33 protein-coding genes are annotated in these 24539 nt (G+C 60.7%); 14 read left to right on the top strand and 19 right to left on the bottom strand.

Annotation, left to right across the window (positions count from 1 at the left end; all coding sequences use genetic code 11):
• The first annotated feature begins 96 nt into the window (after positions 1 to 96).
• The 7 genes from CAK95_RS11920 to CAK95_RS11950 all read left to right on the top strand — a co-directional run bounded on the left by CAK95_RS11920 (position 97) and on the right by CAK95_RS11950 (position 6306).
• Positions 97 to 1776 (top strand): acyl-CoA dehydrogenase family protein, encoded by a 1680-nt coding sequence (locus CAK95_RS11920; protein ID WP_086088121.1) that lies wholly within the window; start codon positions 97 to 99, stop codon positions 1774 to 1776.
• A 197-nt stretch (positions 1777 to 1973) separates the two neighbouring features.
• Complete coding sequence (locus tag CAK95_RS11925; RefSeq protein WP_086088122.1) at positions 1974 to 2429, top strand: host attachment protein; 456 nt, start codon at positions 1974 to 1976, stop codon at positions 2427 to 2429.
• A gap of 275 nt (positions 2430 to 2704) precedes the next feature.
• Positions 2705 to 2896 (top strand): twin transmembrane helix small protein, encoded by a 192-nt coding sequence (locus CAK95_RS11930; RefSeq protein ID WP_086088123.1) that lies wholly within the window; start codon positions 2705 to 2707, stop codon positions 2894 to 2896.
• 4 nt (positions 2897 to 2900) lie between these two features.
• A complete protein-coding gene (locus tag CAK95_RS11935; protein ID WP_086088124.1) occupies positions 2901 to 3485 on the top strand; it encodes a cob(I)yrinic acid a,c-diamide adenosyltransferase in 585 nt (194 codons plus the stop codon).
• A gap of 146 nt (positions 3486 to 3631) precedes the next feature.
• Complete coding sequence (locus tag CAK95_RS11940; protein ID WP_086088125.1) at positions 3632 to 4381, top strand: electron transfer flavoprotein subunit beta/FixA family protein; 750 nt, start codon at positions 3632 to 3634, stop codon at positions 4379 to 4381.
• Positions 4382 to 5326 carry an electron transfer flavoprotein subunit alpha/FixB family protein gene (locus CAK95_RS11945; RefSeq protein ID WP_086088126.1) on the top strand — a complete coding sequence of 315 codons (945 nt, stop codon included), beginning with the start codon at positions 4382 to 4384 and terminating at the stop codon, positions 5324 to 5326.
• Between the two features lie 98 nt (positions 5327 to 5424).
• Complete coding sequence (locus CAK95_RS11950; protein WP_086091359.1) at positions 5425 to 6306, top strand: 3-hydroxybutyryl-CoA dehydrogenase; 882 nt, start codon at positions 5425 to 5427, stop codon at positions 6304 to 6306.
• A gap of 130 nt (positions 6307 to 6436) precedes the next feature.
• Here the strand turns inward: CAK95_RS11950 and CAK95_RS11955 are convergent, their stop codons facing one another.
• From CAK95_RS11955 to CAK95_RS11965, 3 genes are all read right to left on the bottom strand, one after another.
• Positions 6437 to 6808 (bottom strand): nuclear transport factor 2 family protein, encoded by a 372-nt coding sequence (locus CAK95_RS11955; protein WP_086088127.1) that lies wholly within the window; start codon positions 6806 to 6808, stop codon positions 6437 to 6439.
• A 38-nt stretch (positions 6809 to 6846) separates the two neighbouring features.
• Positions 6847 to 7506: a glutathione S-transferase family protein gene (locus CAK95_RS11960; protein ID WP_086091360.1), complete on the bottom strand. Its 660-nt coding sequence runs from the start codon at positions 7504 to 7506 to the stop codon at positions 6847 to 6849.
• 88 nt (positions 7507 to 7594) lie between these two features.
• The gene (locus CAK95_RS11965) at positions 7595 to 8242 is read right to left on the bottom strand and encodes a dihydrofolate reductase family protein (RefSeq protein WP_086088128.1); all 648 of its coding nucleotides are present in this window, start codon (positions 8240 to 8242) and stop codon (positions 7595 to 7597) included.
• A gap of 103 nt (positions 8243 to 8345) precedes the next feature.
• On the opposite strand from CAK95_RS11965, the gene CAK95_RS11970 reads away from it, so the two are divergent.
• Positions 8346 to 8864: a winged helix-turn-helix transcriptional regulator gene (locus tag CAK95_RS11970; RefSeq protein WP_086088129.1), complete on the top strand. Its 519-nt coding sequence runs from the start codon at positions 8346 to 8348 to the stop codon at positions 8862 to 8864.
• Between the two features lie 12 nt (positions 8865 to 8876).
• Here CAK95_RS11970 and CAK95_RS11975 read toward each other — a convergent pair whose 3' ends face one another.
• From CAK95_RS11975 to CAK95_RS12050, 15 genes are all read right to left on the bottom strand, one after another.
• On the bottom strand, positions 8877 to 9161 hold the full coding sequence (locus CAK95_RS11975) for an Rdx family protein (protein WP_086091361.1): 285 nt from the start codon (positions 9159 to 9161) through the stop codon (positions 8877 to 8879).
• 172 nt (positions 9162 to 9333) lie between these two features.
• On the bottom strand, positions 9334 to 9795 hold the full coding sequence (locus CAK95_RS11980; protein ID WP_086088130.1) for a YybH family protein: 462 nt from the start codon (positions 9793 to 9795) through the stop codon (positions 9334 to 9336).
• Between the two features lie 34 nt (positions 9796 to 9829).
• Entirely contained in the window at positions 9830 to 10828 is a 999-nt protein-coding gene (locus CAK95_RS29620) for a DUF1579 family protein (RefSeq protein ID WP_198343831.1), read from the bottom strand.
• Between the two features lie 37 nt (positions 10829 to 10865).
• The gene (locus CAK95_RS11995) at positions 10866 to 11399 is read right to left on the bottom strand and encodes an SRPBCC family protein (RefSeq protein ID WP_086088131.1); all 534 of its coding nucleotides are present in this window, start codon (positions 11397 to 11399) and stop codon (positions 10866 to 10868) included.
• A 32-nt stretch (positions 11400 to 11431) separates the two neighbouring features.
• Positions 11432 to 12001 (bottom strand): SRPBCC family protein, encoded by a 570-nt coding sequence (locus CAK95_RS12000; protein ID WP_086088132.1) that lies wholly within the window; start codon positions 11999 to 12001, stop codon positions 11432 to 11434.
• A gap of 66 nt (positions 12002 to 12067) precedes the next feature.
• Positions 12068 to 12574, bottom strand: a complete 507-nt coding sequence (locus CAK95_RS12005; RefSeq protein ID WP_086088133.1) for an SRPBCC family protein — start codon at positions 12572 to 12574, stop codon at positions 12068 to 12070.
• Positions 12575 to 12608: 34 nt separating this feature from the next.
• Complete coding sequence (locus tag CAK95_RS12010) at positions 12609 to 13034, bottom strand: VOC family protein (RefSeq protein WP_086088134.1); 426 nt, start codon at positions 13032 to 13034, stop codon at positions 12609 to 12611.
• A gap of 107 nt (positions 13035 to 13141) precedes the next feature.
• On the bottom strand, positions 13142 to 13504 hold the full coding sequence (locus tag CAK95_RS12015) for a DUF1428 domain-containing protein (protein ID WP_086088135.1): 363 nt from the start codon (positions 13502 to 13504) through the stop codon (positions 13142 to 13144).
• A gap of 42 nt (positions 13505 to 13546) precedes the next feature.
• Positions 13547 to 14344, bottom strand: a complete 798-nt coding sequence (locus CAK95_RS12020; RefSeq protein WP_086088136.1) for a DUF899 domain-containing protein — start codon at positions 14342 to 14344, stop codon at positions 13547 to 13549.
• 14 nt (positions 14345 to 14358) lie between these two features.
• Positions 14359 to 14631 (bottom strand): hypothetical protein, encoded by a 273-nt coding sequence (locus CAK95_RS12025; RefSeq protein ID WP_086088137.1) that lies wholly within the window; start codon positions 14629 to 14631, stop codon positions 14359 to 14361.
• Positions 14632 to 14661: 30 nt separating this feature from the next.
• Complete coding sequence (locus CAK95_RS12030) at positions 14662 to 15042, bottom strand: VOC family protein (protein WP_086091363.1); 381 nt, start codon at positions 15040 to 15042, stop codon at positions 14662 to 14664.
• A gap of 33 nt (positions 15043 to 15075) precedes the next feature.
• The gene (locus CAK95_RS12035) at positions 15076 to 15705 is read right to left on the bottom strand and encodes a glutathione S-transferase family protein (RefSeq protein ID WP_086088138.1); all 630 of its coding nucleotides are present in this window, start codon (positions 15703 to 15705) and stop codon (positions 15076 to 15078) included.
• A gap of 52 nt (positions 15706 to 15757) precedes the next feature.
• The gene (locus CAK95_RS12040) at positions 15758 to 16402 is read right to left on the bottom strand and encodes a glutathione S-transferase family protein (protein ID WP_086088139.1); all 645 of its coding nucleotides are present in this window, start codon (positions 16400 to 16402) and stop codon (positions 15758 to 15760) included.
• A gap of 77 nt (positions 16403 to 16479) precedes the next feature.
• A complete protein-coding gene (locus CAK95_RS12045; RefSeq protein ID WP_086088140.1) occupies positions 16480 to 16929 on the bottom strand; it encodes an SRPBCC family protein in 450 nt (149 codons plus the stop codon).
• Complete coding sequence (locus CAK95_RS12050) at positions 16818 to 17258, bottom strand: ArsR/SmtB family transcription factor (RefSeq protein WP_086091364.1); 441 nt, start codon at positions 17256 to 17258, stop codon at positions 16818 to 16820. The genes CAK95_RS12045 and CAK95_RS12050 overlap by 112 nt, the downstream gene beginning before the upstream one ends.
• A 165-nt stretch (positions 17259 to 17423) precedes the next feature.
• Between CAK95_RS12050 and CAK95_RS12055 the strand changes: the two genes are divergently transcribed.
• A complete protein-coding gene (locus CAK95_RS12055) occupies positions 17424 to 17690 on the top strand; it encodes a hypothetical protein (RefSeq protein ID WP_157699603.1) in 267 nt (88 codons plus the stop codon).
• A 22-nt stretch (positions 17691 to 17712) separates the two neighbouring features.
• On the top strand, positions 17713 to 17913 hold the full coding sequence (locus CAK95_RS12060; protein ID WP_086088142.1) for a hypothetical protein: 201 nt from the start codon (positions 17713 to 17715) through the stop codon (positions 17911 to 17913).
• Positions 17914 to 17965: 52 nt separating this feature from the next.
• On the opposite strand, the gene tlpA is transcribed toward CAK95_RS12060, so the two are convergent.
• Positions 17966 to 18616 (bottom strand): thiol:disulfide interchange protein TlpA, encoded by a 651-nt coding sequence (gene tlpA, locus CAK95_RS12065; RefSeq protein ID WP_245303724.1) that lies wholly within the window; start codon positions 18614 to 18616, stop codon positions 17966 to 17968.
• 39 nt (positions 18617 to 18655) lie between these two features.
• On the opposite strand from tlpA, the gene argH reads away from it, so the two are divergent.
• The 4 genes from argH (at position 18656) to CAK95_RS12085 (ending at position 24537) form a co-directional block, all read left to right on the top strand.
• Positions 18656 to 20047 carry an argininosuccinate lyase gene (argH, locus tag CAK95_RS12070; protein WP_086088144.1) on the top strand — a complete coding sequence of 464 codons (1392 nt, stop codon included), beginning with the start codon at positions 18656 to 18658 and terminating at the stop codon, positions 20045 to 20047.
• A 50-nt stretch (positions 20048 to 20097) separates the two neighbouring features.
• Positions 20098 to 20388, top strand: a complete 291-nt coding sequence (lptM, locus tag CAK95_RS12075; protein ID WP_086088145.1) for an LPS translocon maturation chaperone LptM — start codon at positions 20098 to 20100, stop codon at positions 20386 to 20388.
• A gap of 135 nt (positions 20389 to 20523) precedes the next feature.
• Positions 20524 to 21789: a diaminopimelate decarboxylase gene (gene lysA / locus CAK95_RS12080; protein WP_086088146.1), complete on the top strand. Its 1266-nt coding sequence runs from the start codon at positions 20524 to 20526 to the stop codon at positions 21787 to 21789.
• Between the two features lie 210 nt (positions 21790 to 21999).
• Positions 22000 to 24537, top strand: coding sequence for a TIGR02302 family protein (locus CAK95_RS12085; protein WP_245303844.1), 2538 nt, complete (start codon positions 22000 to 22002; stop codon positions 24535 to 24537).
• Positions 24538 to 24539 lie beyond the last annotated feature (2 nt).

The raw sequence follows: 24539 nt of genomic DNA on the forward strand, positions 1-24539 counted from the left end.
ATGAATGGTGAGCGAGTGAGTTGCTTTTGTGCGCCGCACCATTACTCTGACCGCCAAAGGCTTTAGAGTGCCAACTGTGACTTTGGGGAGAGTTACATGACCGCCGTACCGCAGCGATCCGAGACATCGAGCCAGTTCATTCCGCAGGCGGAGGACGCCGTCGGCGTCGCGGAAGCGCTGCTGTCCGACGCCACGATTGCGGTCCGAAAGCGTGTGGCGGTCGACGGCGGCGACACGCTGGGCCGGCTGTTCGATCGCGAGCAGCGCGCCACCCATGGCCTGGCCTGGCTCGCGACCTATGTCGAAGCGCTGCGCCAGATGGCTGCGTACGCGTCTCGCATGCAGGCCGAAGGCAAATTCGGCGAGATCGAAGAGCTGCAGGTCCGGATCGGCTTTGGCGAATATCTCGCGCAGATGTTCGGCGGCATTCCGATGAGCCAGGGCGAGATTCTTCGTCTTTCGGATCTTGGCCTGTCGCTCGCAGATGTCGCCGCACGTGTCACGCCCGTCTGTCAATTGCTGATCGATACCGGCAATACCGCGACGCGCCGGGCGCGTCTCGCCGAACTCATCAATCACAATCACGAGCCGACTTACGGCAATGCCGGTCTCGACGAGACGCTGGAAGCGATCCGCGAGGAGATGCGGAAATTCTCGGCGAGCGAAGTCGCGCCCCATGCGCAGCAATGGCACCTGAAGAACGAATACATCCCGCTGGACGTGATTTCGCACATGTCCGAACTCGGCGTGTTCGGGCTGACCTTGCCGGAAGAATTCGGCGGCATGGGGCTCGGCAAGGAGTCCATGTGCGTCGTGTCGGAGGAGCTGTCGCGCGGCTATATCGGAGTTGGCTCGCTCGGCACGCGTTCGGAGATCGCTGCAGAACTCATCCTTGGCAGCGGCACCGAAGAGCAAAAGCGCAAATGGCTTCCGGCGATCGCGTCGGGTGAAATCCTGCCGACCGCTGTCTTTACCGAGCCCAATACCGGATCCGATCTTGCGTCGCTGAAGACCCGTGCCGTGCGCGACGGCAATGTCTACAAGATTTACGGCAACAAGACCTGGATCACGCATCCGGTGCGCGCCGATCTGATGACGCTCTTGGTGCGGACCGACCCGAAGCAGAGCGGATATCGCGGCTTGTCGATGCTGCTGGCGGAAAAGCCGCGCGGTGATGATGGCAATCCGTTTCCTGCGCCCGGCATGTCCGGCACCGAGATCGAAGTGCTCGGCTATCGCGGCATGAAAGAATACGAAATCGCCTTCGATGGCTTCGAGGTGAAGACCGAGAATTTGCTGGGCGGGATCGAAGGCGCAGGCTTCAAGCAACTGATGCAGACCTTTGAGGCGGCACGCATCCAGACCGCAGCGCGGGCCATCGGCGTTGCGCAGGCGGCGATGGATCAGGGCCTCGCCTATGCGCAGCAGCGGTCGCAATTTGCCCGGCCGATCATCGAATTCCCGCGTGTCGCCGACAAGCTGGCGATGATGTCGGTCGAAATCCTGATTGCACGGCAATTGACCTATTTTGCCGCTCGGCAAAAGGATTCCGGCCGGCGCTGCGATCTGGAAGCCGGGATGGCAAAGCTGCTGGCGGCGCGGGTCGCCTGGGCTGCGGCCGACAATACCGTGCAGATTCACGGCGGTAACGGTTTTGCGCTCGAATTCCCGGCCTCGCGCATCTTGTGTGATGCGCGCATACTCAACATCTTTGAGGGAGCGGCGGAAATTCAGGCGCAGGTCATTGCCCGCAGGCTGCTCGACGGTAGCAACTGATATCCTTCCTCCGCGTTGATCGATCGCAAGGCGGGTGGCCGGGCATGGTGTTTGATGGCCGTCCGTTAGAGCATGATGCCGAAAAGTGTGAGGCGGTTTTCGGACGACATCATGCTCTAACTTATAAGAATCGATCACGTTTTATGATTTTGGATCGGTTCGATCCAAAATCATCGTGATCTTAGGAGGAGTTTTCAATGACGTCGACGAAATGTGTAAAGATCGGTGAGGGCGAGTGGGTGGTGGTGTGCGACGGCAGCAAGGCCCTATTTCTCCAAAATGCAGGGGATTCCAAGTTTCCAAATCTGCAAACGCGCGAAGTACTGGAGCAGAAGGTTTTACCGACCAGCGAGCTCGGCACGGATGCGCCGGGACGTTCCCATTCGTCGGTCGGGAACGGACGCTCGGCTGTCGAGCAAACTGATTTTCACACCCAGCAGGAAGATGAATTCTTGCGCTCGATCATCAACAAGCTCGATACCGCCGTCCAGGCGGGACAGATCAAGTCCATCATTCTGGTAGCGCCGCCGCGGGCGATCGGCGTGCTGCGGCAGGGGTATAGCCATGCGCTGAAGCATGCGGTGCGTGAGGAAGTCCAGAAGGACTACGTGAAGATGCCGGTCTACGAGATCGAAAAACATCTCGCGGCCTAACGCGTTGCAGAATGCTCTCAATCGGCCTCATGGTGAGGGGCGCTTCGCAGAAGCGCGTCTCGAACATCGCAAGTCGGCTATAGCCGACTTGCGCGCCAATCATACCGATCTTGGGTAAACCCAAGATCGGGTGGCCGCCCGCATCTTTCGAGACGGCGGCTTTGCCGCCTCCTCAGGATGAGGCGGAGAGATACAACCGACAGCTCTGATTCTTGCTTTGGGCCGCAGCTTTCGGGCCGGTGGTACTTCCATCGGCCCGGTGCTAGGACAGCCGGATGTCCAATATCTTCTACAATCTCATTCCGTTCGCCATCGGTGCCGTGGCTATCGTGCTGCTGCTGGGTCTCGCCAACATGCTGCGCGGCGGCTCGCCCTATACCTCGCAGAAGCTGATGCGACTTCGTGTGGTGCTGCAGTTTGTCGCGTTGGTGATTATCATGGCCGCCCTCTGGATGATGGGGCGTTAAAACCATGGTCGTCCTCAACAAGATCTACACCCGCACCGGCGACGACGGAATGACCTCGCTCGGCTCTGGCGAGCGGCGCAAGAAATACGATCTGCGGGTCGCAGCTTACGGCACCCTCGATGAAGCCAATGCCGCGATCGGCATCGCCCGGCTGCATACCGGGGAGGATCCGGTTCTCGATGCGATGCTGCTGCGCATCCAGAACGACATCTTCGATGTCGAGGCCGACCTTTGCATTCTCGATGACACCAAAGGCAAGGGGCCGGGCGGCGCCAAGCTCAACGTCACGGAAAAGCAGGTGCAGTGGATCGAACAGCAGATCGATACGTTGAACGATGGCCTGCCGCCGCTGCGATCCTTTATCCTGCCGGGTGGTACGCCTGCCGCCGCCTACCTGCATCTGGCGCGGACGATGTGCCGGCGTGCCGAACGGCTGATGATCGAATTGCGCGATCGGCCTGGCGAGGCGGTGACGCCGGAGGCGATCCAGTATGTGAACCGATTGTCGGATTTTCTGTTCGTTGCCGGGCGTCATGCCAATGACAGGGGCGACAAGGATGTGCTGTGGCAGCCGGGGCAGAACCGGTGAAGCCACGCGGGACGGACCGGTCGGTTCCGAGGGCGGTTTCTACGCGCGGCTTGGTCATCCATGTTTGACGGAGCAGCCTTGCCGTTGACACTCCGCCAATCCGTCTCTTAGTTAGCCGCCGATTTCGCATCTGCGAAGGGTGAAACATGAAGATTCTGGTGCCCGTCAAACGGGTTATCGATTACAACGTCAAGGTGCGGGTCAAATCGGACGGTTCCGGGGTCGAACTCGCCAACGTCAAGATGTCGATGAACCCGTTCGACGAGATCGCGGTGGAAGAGGCGATCCGTCAGAAGGAAGCGGGCAAAGCCACTGAGATCGTGGCGATTTCGATCGGACCGGCCCAGGCCTCCGAGACCATCCGCACCGCCCTGGCGATGGGCGCCGACCGCGGCATCCTGGTCAAGGTCGATGCCATGCCGGAGCCGCTGGCGATCGCGAAAATCCTCAAAGGTATCGTTGAGGCCGAGCAGCCTGGCCTCGTGATCATGGGCAAGCAGGCGATCGATGACGATTCGAACCAGACCGGCCAGATGCTGGCGGCGCTGCTCGGCTGGCCGCAGGGCACCTTTGCCTCCAAGCTGGTGATCGAAGGGGATAGCGTCGCCGTGACCCGCGAAGTCGATGGCGGCTTGCAGACGGTGAAGCTGAAAAGCCCGGCGATCGTGACGACCGATCTGCGGCTCAACGAGCCGCGCTATGCCAGCCTGCCGAACATCATGAAGGCGAAGAAGAAGCCGATCGATGAGAAAACGCCAGGCGATTACGGCGTCGATGTGAAGCCGCGGCTTGAGATCCTGAAAACGGTTGAGCCCGGCGGCCGCAAGTCGGGCGTGAAGGTGGCAACGGTGGCTGAATTGGTCGAGAAGCTGAAGAACGAAGCGGGAGTGCTTTAGATGACGACGCTGCTTCTTGCCAAACATGACAACAAGTCTCTGAAGGACTCGACGCAAAAGGCACTGACGGCCGCCAAGGCGCTCGGTGGCGAGGTCCATGTCCTGGTTGCCGGCAAGGACTGCCGCGGCGTTGCCGAGGAAGCAGCGAAGCTCGACGGCGTCGCCAAGGTGCTGCTGGCGGAGAGTGACACGCTTGAGCATCGGCTTGCCGAACCGCTGGCGGCGCTGATCGTGTCGCTTGCAGGCAATTACGACGCGCTGGTCGCGCCCGCGACGACAACTGGTAAGAATGTGATGCCGCGCGTCGCCGCCTTGCTCGACGTGATGCAGATTTCCGACATCACCAAGGTGGTCGCGCCGGACACCTTCGAGCGTCCGATCTATGCCGGCAATGCGATCCAGACCGTGAAATCGACCGACAAGAAGAAGGTCATCACGGTGCGCACCTCGACCTTCCAGGCGTCCGGCGAGGGCGGCTCGGCCCCGATCGAGACGGTTCCGGTCCCGGCCGATCCGGCCATTTCCAGCTTCGTCGGCGAGGAATTGTCAAAATCGGACCGGCCGGAGCTGACCTCCGCGAAGATCATCATCTCCGGCGGCCGGGCGATGCAGAACCGCGAAAATTTCACAAAATATATCGAGCCGGTGGCCGACAAGCTTGGCGCGGCGATGGGCGCTTCGCGCGCGGCGGTGGACGCCGGCTACGCGCCGAACGACTGGCAGGTCGGCCAGACCGGTAAGGTGGTGGCGCCGGAGCTCTATATCGCGGTCGGCATTTCCGGCGCGATCCAGCATCTCGCCGGCATGAAGGACTCCAAGGTCATCGTGGCGATCAACAAGGACGAGGAGGCGCCGATCTTCCAGGTCGCCGATTACGGCCTGGTTGCGGATCTCTACCAGGCCTTGCCGGAGCTCGACGCCGAGCTTGGCAAGATCAAGCGTTAACGGACCTGAGGTTTAATATCGCGGCCGGTGGTAACACGCTCAGGATCAGCGTAGAACACCGGCGCGATTTGGCAGAGAGAGACATGGCGCAGGCAGATATGGCGCAGAGCATTCGCAAGGTCGGTGTGATCGGCGCAGGGCAAATGGGCAGCGGCATCGCCCATGTCTGCGCGCTGGCCAATTTCGACGTGAAGATTCACGACGTGGCGGCCGACCGCATCAAGCAATCACTGGCGACCATCAACGGCAATATGGCGCGTCAGGTCTCCAAGAAGCTGATCTCCGAGGAGCAGCGTCAGGCGGCGCTGCAGCACATCAAGCCGGCGGCATCGATGGACGATTTCGGCGATTGCGATCTCGTGATCGAGTCGGCGACCGAGAAGGAAGACATCAAGCGGAAAATCTTTACCGAGCTTTGTCCGTCGCTGAGGCCGGATGCAATCCTCGCCACCAACACATCGTCGCTGTCGATCACACGCCTGGCGGCGTCGACCGATCGGCCCGAGAAATTCATCGGCATCCATTTCATGAATCCGGTGCCGCTGATGGAGCTGGTCGAGCTTATTCGCGGCATCGCCACTGGCGACCAGACCTTCGAGGCGAGCAAGGAATTCGTCGGCAAGCTGCACAAGACCATCGCGGTTTCGGAAGACTTCCCGGCCTTCATCGTCAATCGCATCCTGCTGCCGATGATCAACGAGGCGATCTACACGCTGTATGAAGGCGTCGGTAACGTCGAGGCGATCGATACGGCGATGAAACTCGGTGCCCACCATCCGATGGGACCGCTCGAGCTTGCCGATTTCATTGGTCTCGATACCTGCCTGTCGGTGATGCAGGTGCTGCACGAGGGGCTGGCGGATTCGAAATATCGTCCGTGCCCGCTGCTGGTAAAATACGTCGAAGCCGGCTGGCTCGGCCGCAAGACGCAGCGCGGCTTCTACGACTATCGCGGCGAAAAGCCGGTGCCGACGCGGTAGTGTGCGATAGCACTGCAACTCTCTCCGTTCATTCCCGCGCAAGCGGGAATCCAGTCTTACTCAATGCTGCTGCGAAACGCAGTTCTGGGTGCCCATTTTCGCGGGGACGAGCGGAAAAATCAGCCCTGTCTCAGTTCGGCTTCTGCGCGACGAAGCGTCCCTCTTTGTAAGTCGCCCCGAAATAAACATCGACGGCTTTGATCTGGTCTCCGTCGAAGGTGATGAACTCGGTATTTCTGAAACTCCGTCCGTCGTCCATCGTAAGCTTGTAGGTCACGAAAGCGCCGTCGCCGTGCTCGGAGATGCGCTCGATGGCGGCGTCCCGGATGCGCTCGCTGTTCGGCCAGCAGCGGGCGAAATATTCAACCCGGTCGATCGCATCGTCATAGGGGCTGGTGAAGGTGAAGTCCTTGGACAGGGCGTTTTCGACGACCACCCGATCCTTATTTATAAAGGCGGCGAAGTAGCTGCGAACGACGTCCGCCCGGCTGCGCTGTGGCATGGTCCGTCTCCCTGTCTTTGAAGCGCAACGCGTTTGCGCTACGTCGCGTTGTCCTGCGGAAACAACTTGAAATACGGCTCCGCTTCTTTCAGCACGCGGGCGAAGGACGGCCGCTGCATCAGCCGCTCGAGATAGGCGGCTGCATTCTTGTGGTTTTCCGCAAGCGGCATCACCTTGTCGGTGTAGAACAAGGCCGGCGCCGCCGCGCAGTCTGCCATGGTGAAATCGTCGCCCGTGATCCAGGTCTTGCCGTCGATATATTTGTCGACAAGGCTGCAGGTTATGTCGAGCGTGTTGCGGGCTTCCGCCACGCCCTGCGGATCCTTCTGCCCGGCAGGCCGCAATCGGTCGCCGACCACCTTTTGCATCTGCATGTTGAGATAGAGATCGAACATCCGGTCGCGCAGCCGCATCTGTAACGCCCGCGCTCCATCCTGCGGAATGAGCTGAACCGGGCCGGGATAATGCAACTGCAGAAACTCGATGATGATGCTCGTTTCAGTCACGGTTGCGCCCCGTGTCTCGTCGCGCAGCACCGGAAATTTCCCGATCGGCCACATCTTCCTGAGATTTGCGGCTGCGGTCTCGTCCATCAGATCGACGAGATGCGGCGTGAACGGCGTGTCGTTCTCATACAGCGCGGTCAGCACCTTCATGCAGAAGGATGAGAGCGGATGAAAATACAGCGTGAGGGACATGGTGAGATACCCGCCTTTGACATGTCGGTTGGGTTGCGCGCGCTCAACGATGCGATCCAAGTTTGCCTCTCGGGAGGCCGCGCTAATCCTACGATTTCGTCAATACGATATGCATGGCATTCGGCGTGGTGACGTGTTCGCTGCGCCGATAGCCGAGCTTTGGCAGATCGAGCCCAGCAAAAAGATGTTCGCCGCTGCCGAGCAAGATCGGAGAGACGGCAAAATGCATTTCGTCGACAAGGCCAGCCTGCAGATATTGCCGGATCGTGGCAGTGCCGCCGCCGACGCGGATGGTCTTGCCGTGCGCGGCGTCTCGCGCGCGTTCCAGCGCCGCGTGAATGCCGTCGGTGACGAAGTGAAATGTGGTGCCGCCTTCCATATCGATCGCGGGGCGCGGATGCTCGGTGAGCACGAAGACCGGACAGTGATAGGGCGGGTTGTTGCCCCACCATCCCTTCCATTCGTCATCCGGCCATTCGCCGCGGCTGGGCGCGAACATATTGCGGCCCATGATCCAGGCGCCGACGTTCTCGAAACCGCGCTTGGCAAAATCGTCATCAATACCCGTTGAGCCGCCGTCCTGCCCCATGACCATTGTCCGGAATGTGCGGGTACCCAACATCCACTGATGCAGCGCTTCGCCGCCGACACCGAGTGGATTGCCGCGGCTCTGATCGGGGCCGGCGCCATAACCGTCGAGAGAGATCGTGAAACCGTGAACGCTAAGTTTGGACATCAACGGGTCCTCCCTTGATCAAACTGATTGTGAAATGCAACTGGTTGCTCTATAAATAGTCTGATTGCATAACGCAAGCGGTTTTGAACGGGCAGGGCTGGCAATGAACGAGGCGCATCGATCAGGTTGTCCGATCAATCTCACGCTGGAGGTTGTGGGCGACCGCTGGAGCCTTCTGGTGATCCGGGACATCATCTTCGGTAACCGGCGGCATTTTCGGGAATTGCTGAACGGTTCTGAGGAAGGCATCGCCTCCAACATTCTGTCCGATCGGCTGAAGACGCTGCTGGAGCAGGGTATCCTCACCAGGGCAGATGACCCCACCCATAAGCAGAAGGCGATCTACAGTCTCACTGAAAAAGGCATTGAGCTATTACCAGTGCTGGCACAGATGGCGGCCTGGGGCCGCAAATATCTGCCCGTCACCGAAGAGCTCAGCATTCGTGCGCAATTACTCGACGAAGGCGGACCGAAGCTGTGGGCCGAGTTCATGGACGAATTGCGCGAGATGCATCTCGGTCCCGGCAAGCGGCTCAGGCCAAGGCCGCGTGCACCATCCGTCTTCGAGCGGCTGCGGGCGGCCTATGAAGAGGTGGTGGCGCGGCGGGAGAAGAAAGCCTGAGGCAATTGACGCTCAGGCTTTGTCGGAATGTCCAAGCTTCCGCTCCGGCGCAACGCGATCGCGGACCAGCTGCTTCAGCTCTTTCATTTCCGGAAAGCGGCCGCGTTCCTTGCGAGACCAGACGAGGTCGTTCTCAAGACGCACCTCGAACACGCCGCCGGTGGTGTCGGGCGTCAGGATCACCGAGCCGAGTTCTTCGGCAAAGGTGTGCATCAGCTCCTGCACCATCCAGTTTGCGCGCAAGCCCCAGCCGCAGAGCCGGCAATATGTGATCTCGACGGTTGGGCTTTTCGGCATCGCGGTCTCGCAGGATATCTGCGCGAACTGTTCCGGATTCCATGCGCGAGCGCAACGCCAGAATGAATGCCGCTGTTGCCAGACGACCAAGCGCAGCGATGATGAAGGCAGAGAAAGCGAAGAAGGTGCCGGCGATCCGGCCGGCACCCAGAGCATTCATCCCGTCCGGACGTCAGGCCGCGCGCCCCTGCTGCACAGTTTGCGGACCAGCATCGAGCATCGCCTGATTGCTCATCGGATCGAACGGTGCCGAGCAATGGTCGTGGGCGATCAGCCAGTGGCCGTCGATCTTGCGCAAGCAGACGGTCGAGCGCAACCAGCACCAATGTTCGGTGCCACTCGTGCTGGTGCAGCCGCAATGCATGGTCATGTGACCGAATGCAATGTGCTCGTCCGCCGTGACCGAAAGCTCACTGACCTCAATGGTGGCGGGCCCCGCCATGTGCGAAAAGCACATTTCCAGGTGCTTGCTGTAAGCATCGATGCCCTGGAACTGGAAAGCGGAGTGGCAGTCATACGACACCATGTCCGGCACGTAGCAGGCCCGAATGGCATCGAGGTTCATCGCGCGGCTGGCTTCGAGCCATTGCTCGAGGCGGGCGTGGACCGCGGCTTCATTGCTGCTTGTTGTCATCGCTTGCTCCTTGCTCGTGGTGTCGCCAGCGGCGTTACTTTTTGCGCCGGTAATGCGCGGTCATGAACTTCATCCATTGACCGTCCGGGCCTTTTGCCTGTGATGAGAGGACCCAGTGATCCTTGCTCTCGATGGTGACGATGTCCTGATAGGTCGTCATCGTGCCGTCGCCGCTCATGCTCGGGCCTTCGGTGTCGAGCGTCAGGACCTTGCCGGAGGCATCCAGTGTGCCCTCGTAGAGCCACATGTGAGTCATCATCGATGCGATGAAGCTGCCGACATAGCGCTGCTTCTGCGGATCGTAGCCCAGCGTGATGATGCTGTTCATCATGCCGCCGCCGGGCATTTCGCCCGAGCCCTCGCTGAGGAACCACAGGCCGCCGAGCGAGCGCGTGGTGCAGGTGCCGGTGTTTTTCATCGGCGGCTGGTCGGGACCCATCATGCATTCGCCTTCGAAGTCCCATTCGCCAACGAGTTGCTGCAGCCACTCGTGTTCCTGTTGCGGCTTGGCCATCATCGCGCATTCGGGGGCTTCGGTCATGGTATCAGTCATGTTTTCTCCTGTGAGGTTGCTTCCAAGTTTGTCGAGGCTCTGGCTCCAGCCGGCATCCATGCCGGCCAGCATTTGCGGGGCGGCCGGTGAGAAACCGGTCGCATGCGCGGTGACCGTCAGCCTGGTTTTGCCGCCATCGTCTTCGAAGGTGACGGTGGTCAGCGACTCCAGATGCGGGTTGCCGTTGGCATCTTCCGCAACAGCGACGAAGACGATGCGCGAGGGCGAGGCGATTTCGCGGAACGTGCCGGACATCGGGTAAACCGTGCCATCCGGTGCCCGCATATGGATGAGGATCTTGCCGCCGGGCCGCACATCGAGTTCGCAGACCGGATTGGTGAAATGCTGCGGCCCCCACCATTGCGCGAGCTGTTCCGCGTCGATCCAGGCCTTGAATACCTTGTCGCGCGGCGCATCGATGACGCGCGTGATCGTCACACTGCGTTCGGCGGTCGGCTTCAGGCTGGTGGCTGCAGTCATGCGATCCTCCTTTGGGTTTGATGTCGCGTTGAGTCGTCTATTGTTGTGCCAGCGTATTCAGGTCGCGCAGGCCTTTCTCGAATTCGCCGCCGAGCATCTTGTCGATGCTGGTGAATGTGCACATGACCTTCGAGACGATGTTCATCGGCCCGGACATGCTCCAGGTCACATTCGTGCCGTTGCCGTTTGGAGCGAGGTCGTATTCGACGATGTTGTGCGCGGTCATCGGCCTCGTCATGTCGAGATTGAGCGTGATCTTCGACGGGGTGGCCTGCGCGATCGTAAGCTTGCCGGCGCCGCTTTCGCTGTCGCCATCCCATTCCAGCGCCGCGCCGGCGCCCGTTTCCGGGCCGCTGAAGGTCTTCTTCATCGTCTTGCCCTTTTCAAAGGGAGACCATTCGGCGCCCCGGCGCAGATCGGTCAGGATGCCGTAGACCTTTTCCTGCGGGGCATCGATCGTCATCGCGCGCTGAACGCGGAAAGTGTCCGGCTGCGTGATCGATGCGTAGAGCAGGAGACCGGCAACGGCGACAACCAGAACGCCGATGGCAATGAGGATTTTTTTGAGCATGACGACTATCCGGTTTGAAAGATTGGCTTCGATTACGCCGCAGCGGTGCGGGAGCCGTCGGGGAGGGATTCCGCCTCGCGCTCGGCGACGATCTTCAGGTCCTTGAAGCCCTTCTCGAACTGATCGCCGCACATCTTGTCCACGTTCATGAACAGACCCATGACCTTTGACATCATGTTTGCGCGACCGTGGATGCTCCACGTCATCCTGGTGGCATCGCCCTGCGGTTCGAACGTGTATTCGACGATGTGATTGGCCTTCATCGGCTTGGTCATGTCGAGATTGAATGTGATCTTCGAGGGCGTGACCGCGGCGATCGTGAACTTTCCGGCGCCGCTCTGTTTGTCGCCGTCCCATTCCAGGGCCGAGCCGACGCCGGTTGCCGGGCCGCTGAAGGTTTTCTTCATGGTCAGCCCTTTTTCGAACGGCGACCATTCGACGCCGCGGCGAAGATCGGTGACGATGCCGATGATCTTCTCTCGCGGCGCATGGATGATTGCCGATCGCTCGACCCGGAACGTGTCCGGCTGCATCGATGCGTAGATCAGAAGGCCAATGACGGCGGCGGCCACGACGGCGAGGATGATGAGAGCGATGGTCATGATGTTCTCCAAAGGCGCGCCTGTTGCGCGAAAATTTTTGACGGGAATGACTGTGCGCGAAGCGCTTCAGGTTTTGGCAAGATAGTCGTCGAGCTTCTCGAACGAGCCGCCATAGCCCTGTTTCATCGAATCGAACATGCCGATGAAGGTCTTGGTTTCCGCCTCCGAGGCATTGATCGGCCGGCCGCGCAGCGTCAGCGTCGTCTGGCCGTTCTCTTCGGTCAGGGTCAGCGTGTTTTGTATTTCCAGCGGCCATGTGTCCTTGAGCTGCGGGAAGGGCGCGCGCGTGATGCCGCCGTCGAGATCCGCGAACGAATTGATGAACACGATGCGTTCCGGGGCGACGATCTCGCGATAGACAAAGCGGCCGAACATGTCGTGCCCCGGCTGAAACTGCATCGCGTAGTGAAAAATGCCGCCGGGCCGGAAGTCGAATGTCATGATACGGAGCGTGCAGCCTTTTGGACCCCACCATTGCGCAAGGCTGTCGGCCTCCGACCAGGCTTTCCACACCTTGTCGCGCGGCGCATTGAAGGTGCGGGTGATGACGAGTTCCTGCTGGGTGTCGAGCATGGTGTTGTTCCGTGATGGGTTGTGCTGATTGTGCTCAGGCTTTTGCCAAAGGATGCGCGAAACTCCAGGCATGGCCGAAGGGATCGAGCACCTGGCCATAGCGGTCGCCCCAGAAGGCATCCATCGGCGGCATCAGAATGGTGGCGCCGGCATCGGTGGCGCGCTTCACCGCCTCGTCGCAATTGGGCACAAAAAGATGCAGCACGAATGTGCTGGCACCGGCCGTTTTCGGGCCGACGATTTTGCCGCCACCGTGTTGCTCGCGGTATTCCGGGAAATCGTCCATCAGGAAGACGCGTGAGCCGTTCACTTGCAGTTCGGCGTGCATCAGCCGTTTGCCGTCCTCGGCCGGCATGCGCAAGACTTCGGTTGCGCCCAATGCCTTCTTGTAGAAGTCGATGGCATCGGCTGCGCCGTCGACGACGAGATGGGGAATGACGCCTTGTGTCTGTTCGGTCATGGTGATCTCCTTGATAGGTGTGTTGCAGGCGTGGGAGGGCATTCAGCCGTGCCGCATGGCACGCCCGCCGACATGTGAAGGTTCAGCTCTCGCTTACGACACGTCGATCAGAGATCGATGAAGGTCTTGAAGCCGCCCCAGAACATGCGTTTGGCGTCGAATGGCATTTTCTTCGGATCATTCATCATGTCGGCGAGACGCTTGTCCTTCATCACCTTTTTTATGATGGCATCGCGTTGCTTGCGCGATTTGTAGGTGATCCAGGAAAAGACCACGACCTCGCCTTTCTTCAGCTTCACGCTCTGCGGAAACGATGTCGATTTGCCGGGCTTCACGTCATCGGCGACACATTCATGGTAATCGATGGCGCCGTGCTCCTTCCAGACCTTGCCGGCGATTTTGGCGATGCGTTCGTAGTCCTTCAGCTTCTTCTTTGGAACCGGCAGCACAAATCCATCGACATAGGGCATTCGAAATCTCCTTGAGTGTTTTTATGGAACGGCTGTAGCTGCCTAATTTGAATGGCAACAGGATGACGCTTCGTCGCCAGCCACCCATCGCCCGGTCGGAGCGACGTGGCCGACAGCACCATAACGGTCATGATGCCGCACCCAGTCGGTGAGATCGAAATTCGGGCCTTGCTCGTTGCGGCCCTTGGGCGTGAGATCGAGCAGCATATACGAGCCGAGCACTTCCTCGCCGCCCCGGCCGAAGGTCGAGTAGGTATGGAAGATGTCGCCCTTCTCGTCCTTGTAAAAGATACTGAAGCCGGACAGGTCTTCCAGCGGAACTTCGGTTTCCTGGTAATTGTAGAAGGCCTTGCCGCTTTTCATCTGCTCGGGTGTGAACGAGACATCGAAATCGTAATTGAAGTCGCTGCCGAAGGACGACACCCACCTGAAGCGCCAGCCCATCCGCGTCTTGAAGGCCTCGATCTCGGCAAGGGGAGCGCGCGCAACGGATACGAAGCTGACATCGTGATGCTCGATATGCTGGAGCGCAGCTTCGACGTGATCGACCTCGAATGAACAGCCGACGCAGCCGTCCTTCTGTCCCGGCGCCAGCATGAAATGCTTGACGATGAGCTGGCTGCGGCCATCGAACAGGTCGGCGAGCGTCTTCTTGCCATCCGGCGTGTCGAAGACGTAGGTCTTCTCGACCTTGACCCATGGCAGGTCGCGGCGCTTTGCGCTCAGCTTGTCGCGCAGGTGAGTCATTTCCTTTTCTTCCGCGAGCAGAGCCTTGCGCTCTTTCAGCCAGGTGTCGCGGGATACGATGCGATGGTTCGTGGCATTGCTGACATCGGTCATGGGTGCCTCCTTACTCATTGTGCGTTTTGCGGGACCATGACAGCGGCGATGCGGCGGACGCTGTCGGCGGTATTCGTGCAGATCGGCTGCTCGATGATCTCGGCGAAGATCGAGCGATCGTTGGCCAAGGCACGGCTGCGATAATGGTCGATATGTTCGGCGATGAGGATCGCGCCGCTGAAGGCTGTTGCCGCCAGCGCGACGGCTGAGCCGAGGCGCAGCGCCAGCTGTGCGCCGGCGCGCCATATCCAGGCGGAAGCAAGAACAAAGAAGCTGCAGCAGATCATGGCGTCGTTCCCCAAACGTATTCGCCGTTGTTACATTCCGACCGGTGTCATCCAGCCGATCCCGGCTCCACCGGGCTGTTTCAGAATGGCGATGCGGCCCACATCCGGCACATCGAAAATCGGCCGCATCAATTGCGCGCCGGCTTTGACGGCCTTGGCGACGCGTGCGTCGACGTCGTCGACCGCGAGATAGGGCATCCATCCCTCAGGGACACCATCGAACTCCGGCGAGGTCAGCGGGAAGATCCCGGCGACCGGCTTGCCGTCATGGATGGCGCACCAGTAAGTGTCGCCCCGGTCCATCGGCATGGACACGAACGTCCAGCCGATGGTGTCTTGATAGAACCGCTTGTCGCGCTCGACGTCGCGGCTCGTGAGTTCGTTCCAGTGAAAGGTGCCGTGCTGTGGCATGGCGAACTCCAAACTTTCTTTGCGAAACGCCGTTCAGGCGGCCTGTGCTTCCCGCGCCGGGAAGGGATCGCGCCAGGCAGGAATCTCCTCGAGCACGGATTTCCAGCGAACGACGTTCTTGAAATCATCGAGCGGCAACTGGATACGATCGGCGTAAGGCAGCGTCACCGATACCGCGAAGTCAGCAACCGTCAGGTGATCGCCGAGAAGGAATGTCCGGCCGGCGAGGTGATCGTCCAGCACGGCGGCGAATTGCTTGAAGAACCCGGTGGATTCATCGACCGCCTTGGTATCGGGCTCACCGAGACCAAACTTCGGCTTGATGATGTAATTGAAATACAGATTGCCGGTGTGGCGCGTGAAGTGTTCTGAATTCCAGGTCAGCCACTTCAGAACGTCGATCTGCTTCTCGGGATTTGACGGCCAGAGATCCGACTTCGCCTTGCGGGCGAGGTGGCACATGATGGCGTTGGCTTCCCACAGCTTGGTGTCGCCATCTTCCAATGCCGGCACCTTGCCGTTCGGATTGATCGCGAGGTAATGCGGCGTCTTGTGTTCGCCCTTGGCGAGATCGACGCGGACGAAGTCCGCCGGCGCATCGACATACTTGGCGACCGCGCAGGCCTTCTGCGGGTTGATGGTTTCAAAGTAATAGAGCTTCATGACTTCTCTCCAATCCAGCGTTAAGCGAACAGTTTTTCCAGCGCGGCTCTGCTCACGCAGCCACTTTGAAGTCGGTGATCTGTGCATTGAGCGCGCGTTCAAAAGCGGGCCTCGCAGTGCAGCGCTTGACATAAGTCGCAAGGCGCGGGTCACTCATCACGATGTCGGTGTGACCGAGAATCCTGAGCACCGTGGTCATCATCAGGTCGCCGGCGGTGAAGCGTTCGCCATCGAGGTAAGGCTTGTCGCCGAGCGCCTTGGAGAGTCCGGCAAGGCGCTGCTGCGCGAACTGCACGGCGCCTGGACGTCGCAGCTTGGCCCATTCCTGATCTCTGTAGAACAAGTCGATCAAAGCCACATTCATGAGGAAGGGCTCGATGGAATTGAGCGCGGCGATCAGCCATTGTGTCGCCCGCGTTCGTTCTTTTGGCTGCCTCGGCAGCAGTATCTCACTCCGCTCACCGATGTAGAGCACGATGGCTCCCGATTCGAAGAGTACGAAGCCGTCTTCTTCAAGGATCGGCACCTGACCAAACGGCTGCAGCGAGCGATAATCGGGCTTGTCCTGATCGCCCTGTTCGAGGAGGCGCGTCCGGTAAGACAGGCCAGCCTCTTCCAAAGCCCAGCGCGCACGCAGATCGCGCACCTGGCCCTGAGCGAAATCCGGAACCCATTTGAAAGCAGAAATCGTGATCATCTGGTACGTTCCTTCGGTTTTCCGCAGCGTCAACGCCGGGCTTGACATAGGTCGAGAGGGCCGCGCGGCCTGACCGCTCAGGCGAAAAGCCGCTCCAGTTTGTCGAGCGAACCGCTCCAGCCGCGCTTGTGGCCGTCGCGGGCGGGTTCGTCGAAGAATTTCTCGTGCAGGAGCGTGAGCAGCGAGCCTTCGCCGTCGGGCTTGATCGTGACGGTGACGAGCGACTCGCGCTCCTTCATCGTGTGCCAGGCCCACGTGAAAACGAGTTTCTCGTTCGGCACCACCTCGCGATAGATGCCGCCGACCTGATGATATTCGCCGTCTTCGGTGTGGAAGCCGATGTTGAAGCCGCCGCCGACGCGCAGATCGATCTCTGCTTTCGTGACGGGACCGGAATCGGGCCCAAACCAGCGCACTATTTTTTGCGGGTCGGTCCAGGCGGCGTAGACTTTTTTCGCTGGCGCATTGAGACGACGTTTGAGGGTGAGGCTGGGTTTGACGGCGTCGTTGGTTTGGGCGAGGGACATGACTCTTCCTCCACGAAAGCGGCAAGACGATCGAGCTGCTGCGACCAGAACTGCGCATACCGGTTCAACCACCGCATGGCGTCCTCCATGGGCGCTGCTGTGAGTTCGCAAGTGACAACCCGTCCCGACTTCGAGCGGTGGATCAGCTTGGCATCCGACAACACGTCGAGATGCTTCATGATCGCCGGCAGGGAGACCGGGAAGGGTTTAGCCAGTTCGCTCACGGACATGCCGTCCTGCTCGGCGAGCCGCGCCAGAATGGCGCGGCGTGTCGGGTCGGAAAGCGCCGCAAACGTGCTGTTCAGTGGGTCATTTTGATAGTAAACCATGTGGTTAAGTATAGGGATGTGAGAGTGAGCGTCAAGCGGGAATTTCAGAATCCGCGAGAAATCGAAAAAGAGGATTTGCAAGAATGCGTTAGCGGTGTGTTAGGCGGATCGTAACGCTCTTTGCTCATTCTGTTCGCGGTGCGATGTGACCTAGGATGGCTGAAAGTGGCTGGCATTCAGATGAAGAAGATGAACTGGGTGAAGCCGCAATCAGCCTATGACAGCATGCAAGCGTGGCGTGCCAAGCGTCAGGCTGCCGTGGCGGAGTTCGAGTCGCTGTCGACGGCCACCGCGAGCGCCTTTAGTGCGGCGTGGTCCAACCAGATCAGCGGTCTTGGAGAGCTTGCCGCCAACGCGGCGCTACAGCGTGTTTCTGCCGAAGGCAAAGCCAAGATCGATGCGGCCACAAGCTCAATCGACGTGAGCGCGTAGGACCAAAGGACGCAATCGGAATATGGATGTTACCGCTCTCGCTGCCGCTTATGCCGGCGCGCAAACCTCCCAGGTGCAGATGGCTGCCGCGGCCAGGATGATGAAGATGAATGCCGAGGCGCAGGCCTCGATCATTCAGGTCATCGAGGCCGCGCAGGAGAATATGCAAACCGTCGCCGCGACGGCGGCCGGGATCGGCGAGAATCTCGATATTTCCGTGTGATTCCGCGGTTATTCGCCGATGATTCCACGGCTATTTGCCAGGCTTCCCGCGGTTATTTGCCGAGCGCCGTCTGTATGAATTTCACAGCATCGCCGCTGGCCCATTCGGCAGGGCCGGCCAGCGTCGCGACTTCGCAGCCGTTCTTGTCCACCAGCAATGTGGTCGGCATGCCAAAGGCGCGGCCTTTCTCCTTCAAGACCTGAAAGATGCGTGCGGTCGGATCGGCATAATAGGCCAGCGAGGTAATGCCGTTATCTTTCAGCCAGGTTTTCGCCTTTTCCGGATCGCGAGTATCGATATTGACCGCGACGACCTCGAAGTCCGTGCCGCCCAGCTTCTTCTGCAGTTCGTCGAGCGCCGGCATTTCCTTTTTGCACGGCGCGCACCAGGTGGCCCACAAATTCAGGAGGACCGTCTTGCCATTCCAGTCGGCCAGCTTGCGGTCCTGCCCGGAGGCGTCGCGGAAGGCGAGATCTGTTACCTGAATAGGGGACTTGGCCGGAGCCAGCGCCGCCACTTCGCCGCGGGCCAGTGGCTGCAATTTCTGCGCAAGCTGCGCGGCCGGCTGGCAGGCCTGCGGAACCGCCGGATTGCGCATGACCATGCCGATCCCGTATATCCCCGCCAGCCCCGCGGCGACGCCGGCGATCCCGCCCAGAAGCATGACAGTCACGCGCTTTTTTGCGAGGTCCCGGGCAGACATTGGCGAAGTCATGGAATTCAAAACCTTAAGGTCACGGTCATGAGCAACAAGATGTGGGGCGGCCGTTTTTCGTCGAGCCCCGATGCCATCATGGAGACGATCAACGCCTCCATCGACGTCGACCGGCACCTGTATCGTCAGGACATCGCCGCCAGCAAGGCCCATGCGGCAATGCTCGCCGACCAAGGCATCATTACGGCAGGTGACGCAAGCCAGATTGCCGGCGGTCTGGACACGATTCTGTCAGAGATCGAGGCGGGAAAATTCAATTTCCAGCGTGCGCTGGAAGACGTGCATATGAACGTGGAATCGCGGCTGGCCGAATTGATCGGGCCCGCCGCCGGCCGCCTGCACACCGCCCGTTCACGCAACGATCAGGTGGCGACCGATTTCAAGCTCTGGGTGCGCGATACCATCGACGGCATCGATGCCGCTCTGGCGGATTTCCAGATGGCGCTGACCGAGAAGGCCATCGAGCATGCCGATACGGTGATGCCCGGCCTGACGCACCTGCAGACCGCGCAGCCTGTGACATTCGGTCATCATCTGCTCGCGTATGTCGAGATGATGGAACGCGACCGCGGCCGCTTCACCGATGCACGCAAGCGTTTGAATGAATCGCCGCTGGGCTCGGCAGCGCTCGCCGGGACGTCGTTTCCGCTCGATCGCGAAAAGACCGCCAAGGCGCTCGGCTTCGACCGGCCGACGGGCAATTCGCTCGATGCCGTGTCGGACCGTGACTTCGTGATGGAAGCGCTGGCGGCTGCAACGATCTGCGCCGTGCATCTGTCGCGTCTCGCCGAAGAGATCGTGATCTGGACCTCACCGCTGACCGGCCTGATGCGGTTGTCGGACAAGTTCACCACCGGCTCCTCGATCATGCCGCAGAAGCGCAATCCGGATGCGGCGGAGCTGGTGCGCGCCAAGACCGGCCGAATTGCCGGCGCACTGCAGTCCATTGTGATGGTGATGAAAGGCCTGCCGCTCGCCTATCAGAAGGACATGCAGGAGGACAAAGAGGGGGCGATGGATGCGCTCGGTGCCCTGTCGCTCTGCATCGCCGCCATGACCGGCATGGTCCGGGATATCGAACCGGACGCGGCTCGCATGAAGAAGGCGGCCGGTGAGGGCTATGCGACCGCCACCGACCTCGCCGACTGGCTGGTGCGCGAACTCAACATCCCGTTCCGGCAGGCGCACCACATCACCGGGTCGATCGTGGCGGAGGCCTCCAAGGCGGGCCTGCCGCTGCACCGGGTGCCACTCGAGACCATGCAGGCCATCGAGCCGAAAATCACCGATGAGGTGTTCAAGGTGCTGTCCGTCGACCGCTCGGTGCAAAGCCGCGACAGTTATGGCGGCACCGCCCCCAAGAATGTCCGCCTGCAGGGCAAGCGGTGGTTGAAACGGCTGGAAAAGGGCCGGTCGTGAGGTCTCAGTGGACGGGAAGAAGAAATTTCGCCTTGTTCGGACGCTCTGATATGGTCCGCGCCGGTTTGGGGATGCTTTTTGTGACTCGGATTTCGCCTGCCTTATTATACCGTTTTGCCGCTGTTGGTCTGCTCATGCTGGCCCTTGGTTTGTCGGCCTGTGGCCGCAAAGGTCCGCTGGACGCGCCTCCGGGCGGGCTTGCAGCCGATGCGGACGGCTCGCTGGACAACGAGACCGATCAGGGCGGCGATGAAATCAAGTATCGACGCAGCAAGTCGAAAAGCTTGCCGATTATCAGAGGCCCCAATAAGCCGATTCCACTCGACGTCCTGATCGACTAGAGCATGATGCCGAAAAGCGCGAAGCGGTTTTCGGACGACATCATGCGCTAACTTATGAGAATCGATCACGTTTATGACTTTGGGTCGATTCGGCCCAAAATCATCGTGATCTAGACTGTCAATTTTGAGATCAACATGCACCATTTCGACTATCGCAACGGCGCCCTTCACGCCGAAGCGGTAGACCTCACCACGCTCGCCGCGCAGGTCGGCACGCCCTTCTATTGCTATTCAACGGCGACGCTTGAGCGGCATTATCGCGTATTCGCGGACGCCTTCGCCGATGTGCCGTCAATGGTCTGCTACGCGGTGAAGGCCAATTCCAACCAGGCGGTGATCGCGACGCTGGGCCGGCTCGGCGCCGGCGCCGATGTCGTCTCAGGCGGCGAATTGCGCCGGGCCAGAGCGGCCGGTATCCCGGCCAAGAAGATCATGTTCTCCGGCATCGGCAAGACCGCCGAAGAACTGGCGCTCGCGCTCGAGGAAGACATCTTCTGCGTGAATGTCGAATCCGAGCCCGAGCTGGAATTGCTGTCGCAGATCGCCGCGAGCAAGGGCCGCACGGCCGCCATTTCCATCCGCGTGAACCCCGATGTCGACGCGAAAACGCATGCGAAGATCGCGACCGGCAGATCCGAAAACAAGTTCGGCATTCCGATCAGCCGCGCGCGCGAGGTGTATCGTCACGCGGCGCAGCTTCCGGGCATTCATGTCGCCGGCGTCGATATGCATATCGGCAGCCAGATCACCAATCTGTCGCCGTTCGCCGACGCCTTCGCATTGCTGTCGGATTTCGTTCTCGAATTGCGTTCGGATGGACACACGATCTCGCATGTCGATCTGGGCGGCGGGTTGGGGATTCCCTATCGCGAGGGCGATGAGATCCCGCCGGACCCTGTCGCTTATGCAAAGGTGGTGAAGCAGGCGACACGCGATCTCGGCTGCAAGCTGATTTTTGAGCCCGGCCGCCTGATCGTCGGTAATGCCGGCATCCTCGTCACGCAGGTGCTGTTCGTGAAGCACGGCGAGGCCAAGACCTTCGTGATTGTCGATGCCGCCATGAATGATCTGATCCGGCCGACTTTGTACGAGGCCCATCACGATATCCTGCCGGTGAAGCAGGCCGCTCCGGGCGTCGCGACCATCCGGGCAGATATTGTGGGACCGGTCTGCGAGACCGGCGATTACCTCGCGCTCGGTCGCAGGATGCCGGAACCAAAGCCAGGCGATCTGCTGGCGGTGATGACCGCGGGGGCTTATGGCGCTGTGCAGGCTGGAACCTACAATACGCGTGCGCTCGTCCCCGAGGTCCTGGTCAACGGCGATGCCTGGTCGCTGGTGCGGCCGCGTGTGGAGGTTGAGACCCTGATCGGCCTGGACCGGATGCCGCCCTGGCTCTGACGGCGGCCCTTCCTGATCGGGCGGTTCTGGCATTTGGCCTGCGGCTTGCTTAATTCAGTCCATGTTTCGTGACTAACTGGCGTGGAGACGCATGTTAGGCTCGTGCGTTGGGATGAGTCCCGGGGCCGCTTCATCAGGAACTGAGCATTGGCCGAAAAATCCAGCCAACAGTCTGAAAACGCTAGAAATTCCGCCCAGCGCGAGGTTGATATCCTGTTGTCGCGCGGGATTTCACGGGCCCGCTGGTCGATTCTCTGGGAGCGCATCTGGCCCCCGCTCGCGGCTTTGGCGACGGTTATCGGCCTGTTTTTCGTATTGTCATGGCTCGGCCTCTGGCTGTGGCTGCCGCCATTGGGCCGCGCAGCGGGCGTGGTGATATTCGGGTTGCTGGCACTTGCGGCATTGTCACCCTTTGCCTTTGTCCGCAGGCCGAGCATTGCCGATGCCCTGACGCGTCTCGATCAGCGCAGCGGGCTACCGCATCGCCCTGCTGTCGCTCTGACCGACCGGCTGGCCACCAACGAGGGCGATGCGATGACGCAGGCGTTGTGGCGCGCGCATGTCGAGCGCGCCCTCGCTGCCGCCCGCAAGCTCAAGGCCGGCTGGCCATCCCCCCGTCTCTTGCTGCACGATCCGGTGGCGCTGCGCGCCCTCGTGCTGGTGCTGTTCGTTGCAACCTTCTTCGCGGCGGGTGGCGATCGCCAACGCCGTGTCGCGGCCGCTTTCAATTGGCAGGGCGTGGTGTCGCCGGCGAATTACCGTATCGATGCCTGGGTGACACCGCCGCAATATACGGCGCGCCCGCCAGTCATCTTGCCGGGGTTGCGACCGGGTGAAACGGCGCGGCCCACTGCAGCGCTTGCCGTTCCGACAGGATCGGTTCTGGTGGTGCGCGCCAGCGGTGCGACGGGGCTCAACGTCACCTTGCGTGGCGGCATTGCGGCTGACGAAAGTGCCAAACCAGCGGCCGAGGCCGCGCCTGCGGCTGGCACCGAAGAGCATCGTTATGTGATCACTGAGCAGGGCGCGGTCACATTGCGCGGCGCTGGCGATCCGATCACCTGGTCATTCACCGCAATTCCGGATCGCGCACCGACGATCGCACTGACGAAAGACCCCGAGCCGCAGGCGCGCGGCTCGCTGATGCTGAACTACAAGATCGAAGACGATTACGGCGTGACCGAAGCGCGCGCCAATTTCGCGCTGAAACCGCAACAATTCGACGATACCGGCATGAAGCCGGGAGGCTTCAAGGGCGCGCGGCCATTATTTGAAGCACCCGATATGCCGCTGGTTCTGCCACAGGCGCGCACGCGCAACGGCACCGGCCAGACGCTGCGTGATCTGTCCGATCATCCTTGGGCCGGCGCGGATGTTCAACTGACCTTGAGTGCGACTGACGAGGGCGGCAACGAAGGGCGATCCGAGTCATTCGACATGCGGTTGCCGGAGCGGCTTTTCACCAAGCCGATGGCGCGAGCGCTGGTCGAGCAGCGGCGTATTCTCGCCCTCGATGCAGAGACAAAGCCGCGGGTGCTGACAGCGCTGGATGCACTCGGGATCGCGCCGGAAGTCTTCCAGATCGAAGCTGGTGTCTATCTCGGCCTGCGCTCGATCTATTGGCAATTGACGCGCGCGAAATCCGATGACGCGCTGCGCGATGTCGTCGCCCGCCTGTGGGACATGGCCGTGCGGATCGAGGACGGCAATATTTCCGATGCCGAAGCCGCGTTGCGCGCTGCGCAGGAGGCGTTGCGTCAGGCGCTGGAGCGTGGTGCCAGCGAGGAGGAAATCAAAAAGCTCACCGAAGACCTGCGCGCCGCACTCGATAAATTCCTGCAGGCCATGGCGGAGGAGATGCGGAAGAATCCGCAGATGGCACGGCCGCTGGATCCGAACATGCGCCAGCTTCGGTCTCAAGATTTGCAGGACATGGTCAAGCGCATCGAGGAGCTTGCACGTTCCGGAGCAAAGGAGGCGGCGCAACGTCTGCTACAGGAACTGCAGCAGATGCTCGAAAATCTCCAGACGGCGCGGCCAGGCCAGCAGGATGGCGAGGACAGCGACGACATGATGTCGGCGCTCGACGAGCTCGGCAACATGATCCGTGAGCAGCAGCAATTGCGCGATCGCACGTTCCGTCAGGGGCAGGATCAACGTCGTGATCGTCAGCGTGGTCAACAGGGCCAGCAGGGACAACAGGGTCAGCAAGGTCAACAAAACCAGCAGGGCATGGGCGAATTGCGCCAGAACCAGCAAGCCCTGCGTGAGCAACTCCAGAAGTTGCTGGAGCAGTTGCGCCAGCGTGGCATGGGCCAGCAGGGCGAGCAGGGCCAGAACGGCATGGAGCAGCTCGGCCGTGCTGGTGAGGCCATGGGCGAGGCTGAGGGCCAACTCGGCGAGGGGGATGGCGAGGGTGCAGTCGGCTCGCAGGGGCGTGCGCTGGAAGCGTTGCGCCGTGGTGCCCAAGGCATGGCGCAAGCGATGCAACAGCAGCAACAGGGCATGGGTCAGGGGCCCGGGCAGCCTGGCCGCAACGGGCCTGCGCGCGCGCAGCAGGACACCGATCCGCTGGGGCGGCCGCTACGCGGTCGTGATTATGGCGACGATACGACAGTGAAAGTGCCGGGTGAGATCGACGTGCAGCGGGCACGGCGCATTCTGGAAGAATTACGCCGTCGCTTCTCGGATCCTGCTCGGCCGCAGATCGAACTCGATTATATCGAGCGTCTGCTCAAGGATTTCTGACG

It is taken from the genome of Pseudorhodoplanes sinuspersici (genome assembly GCF_002119765.1).
Lineage (GTDB): Bacteria > Pseudomonadota > Alphaproteobacteria > Rhizobiales > Xanthobacteraceae > Pseudorhodoplanes > Pseudorhodoplanes sinuspersici.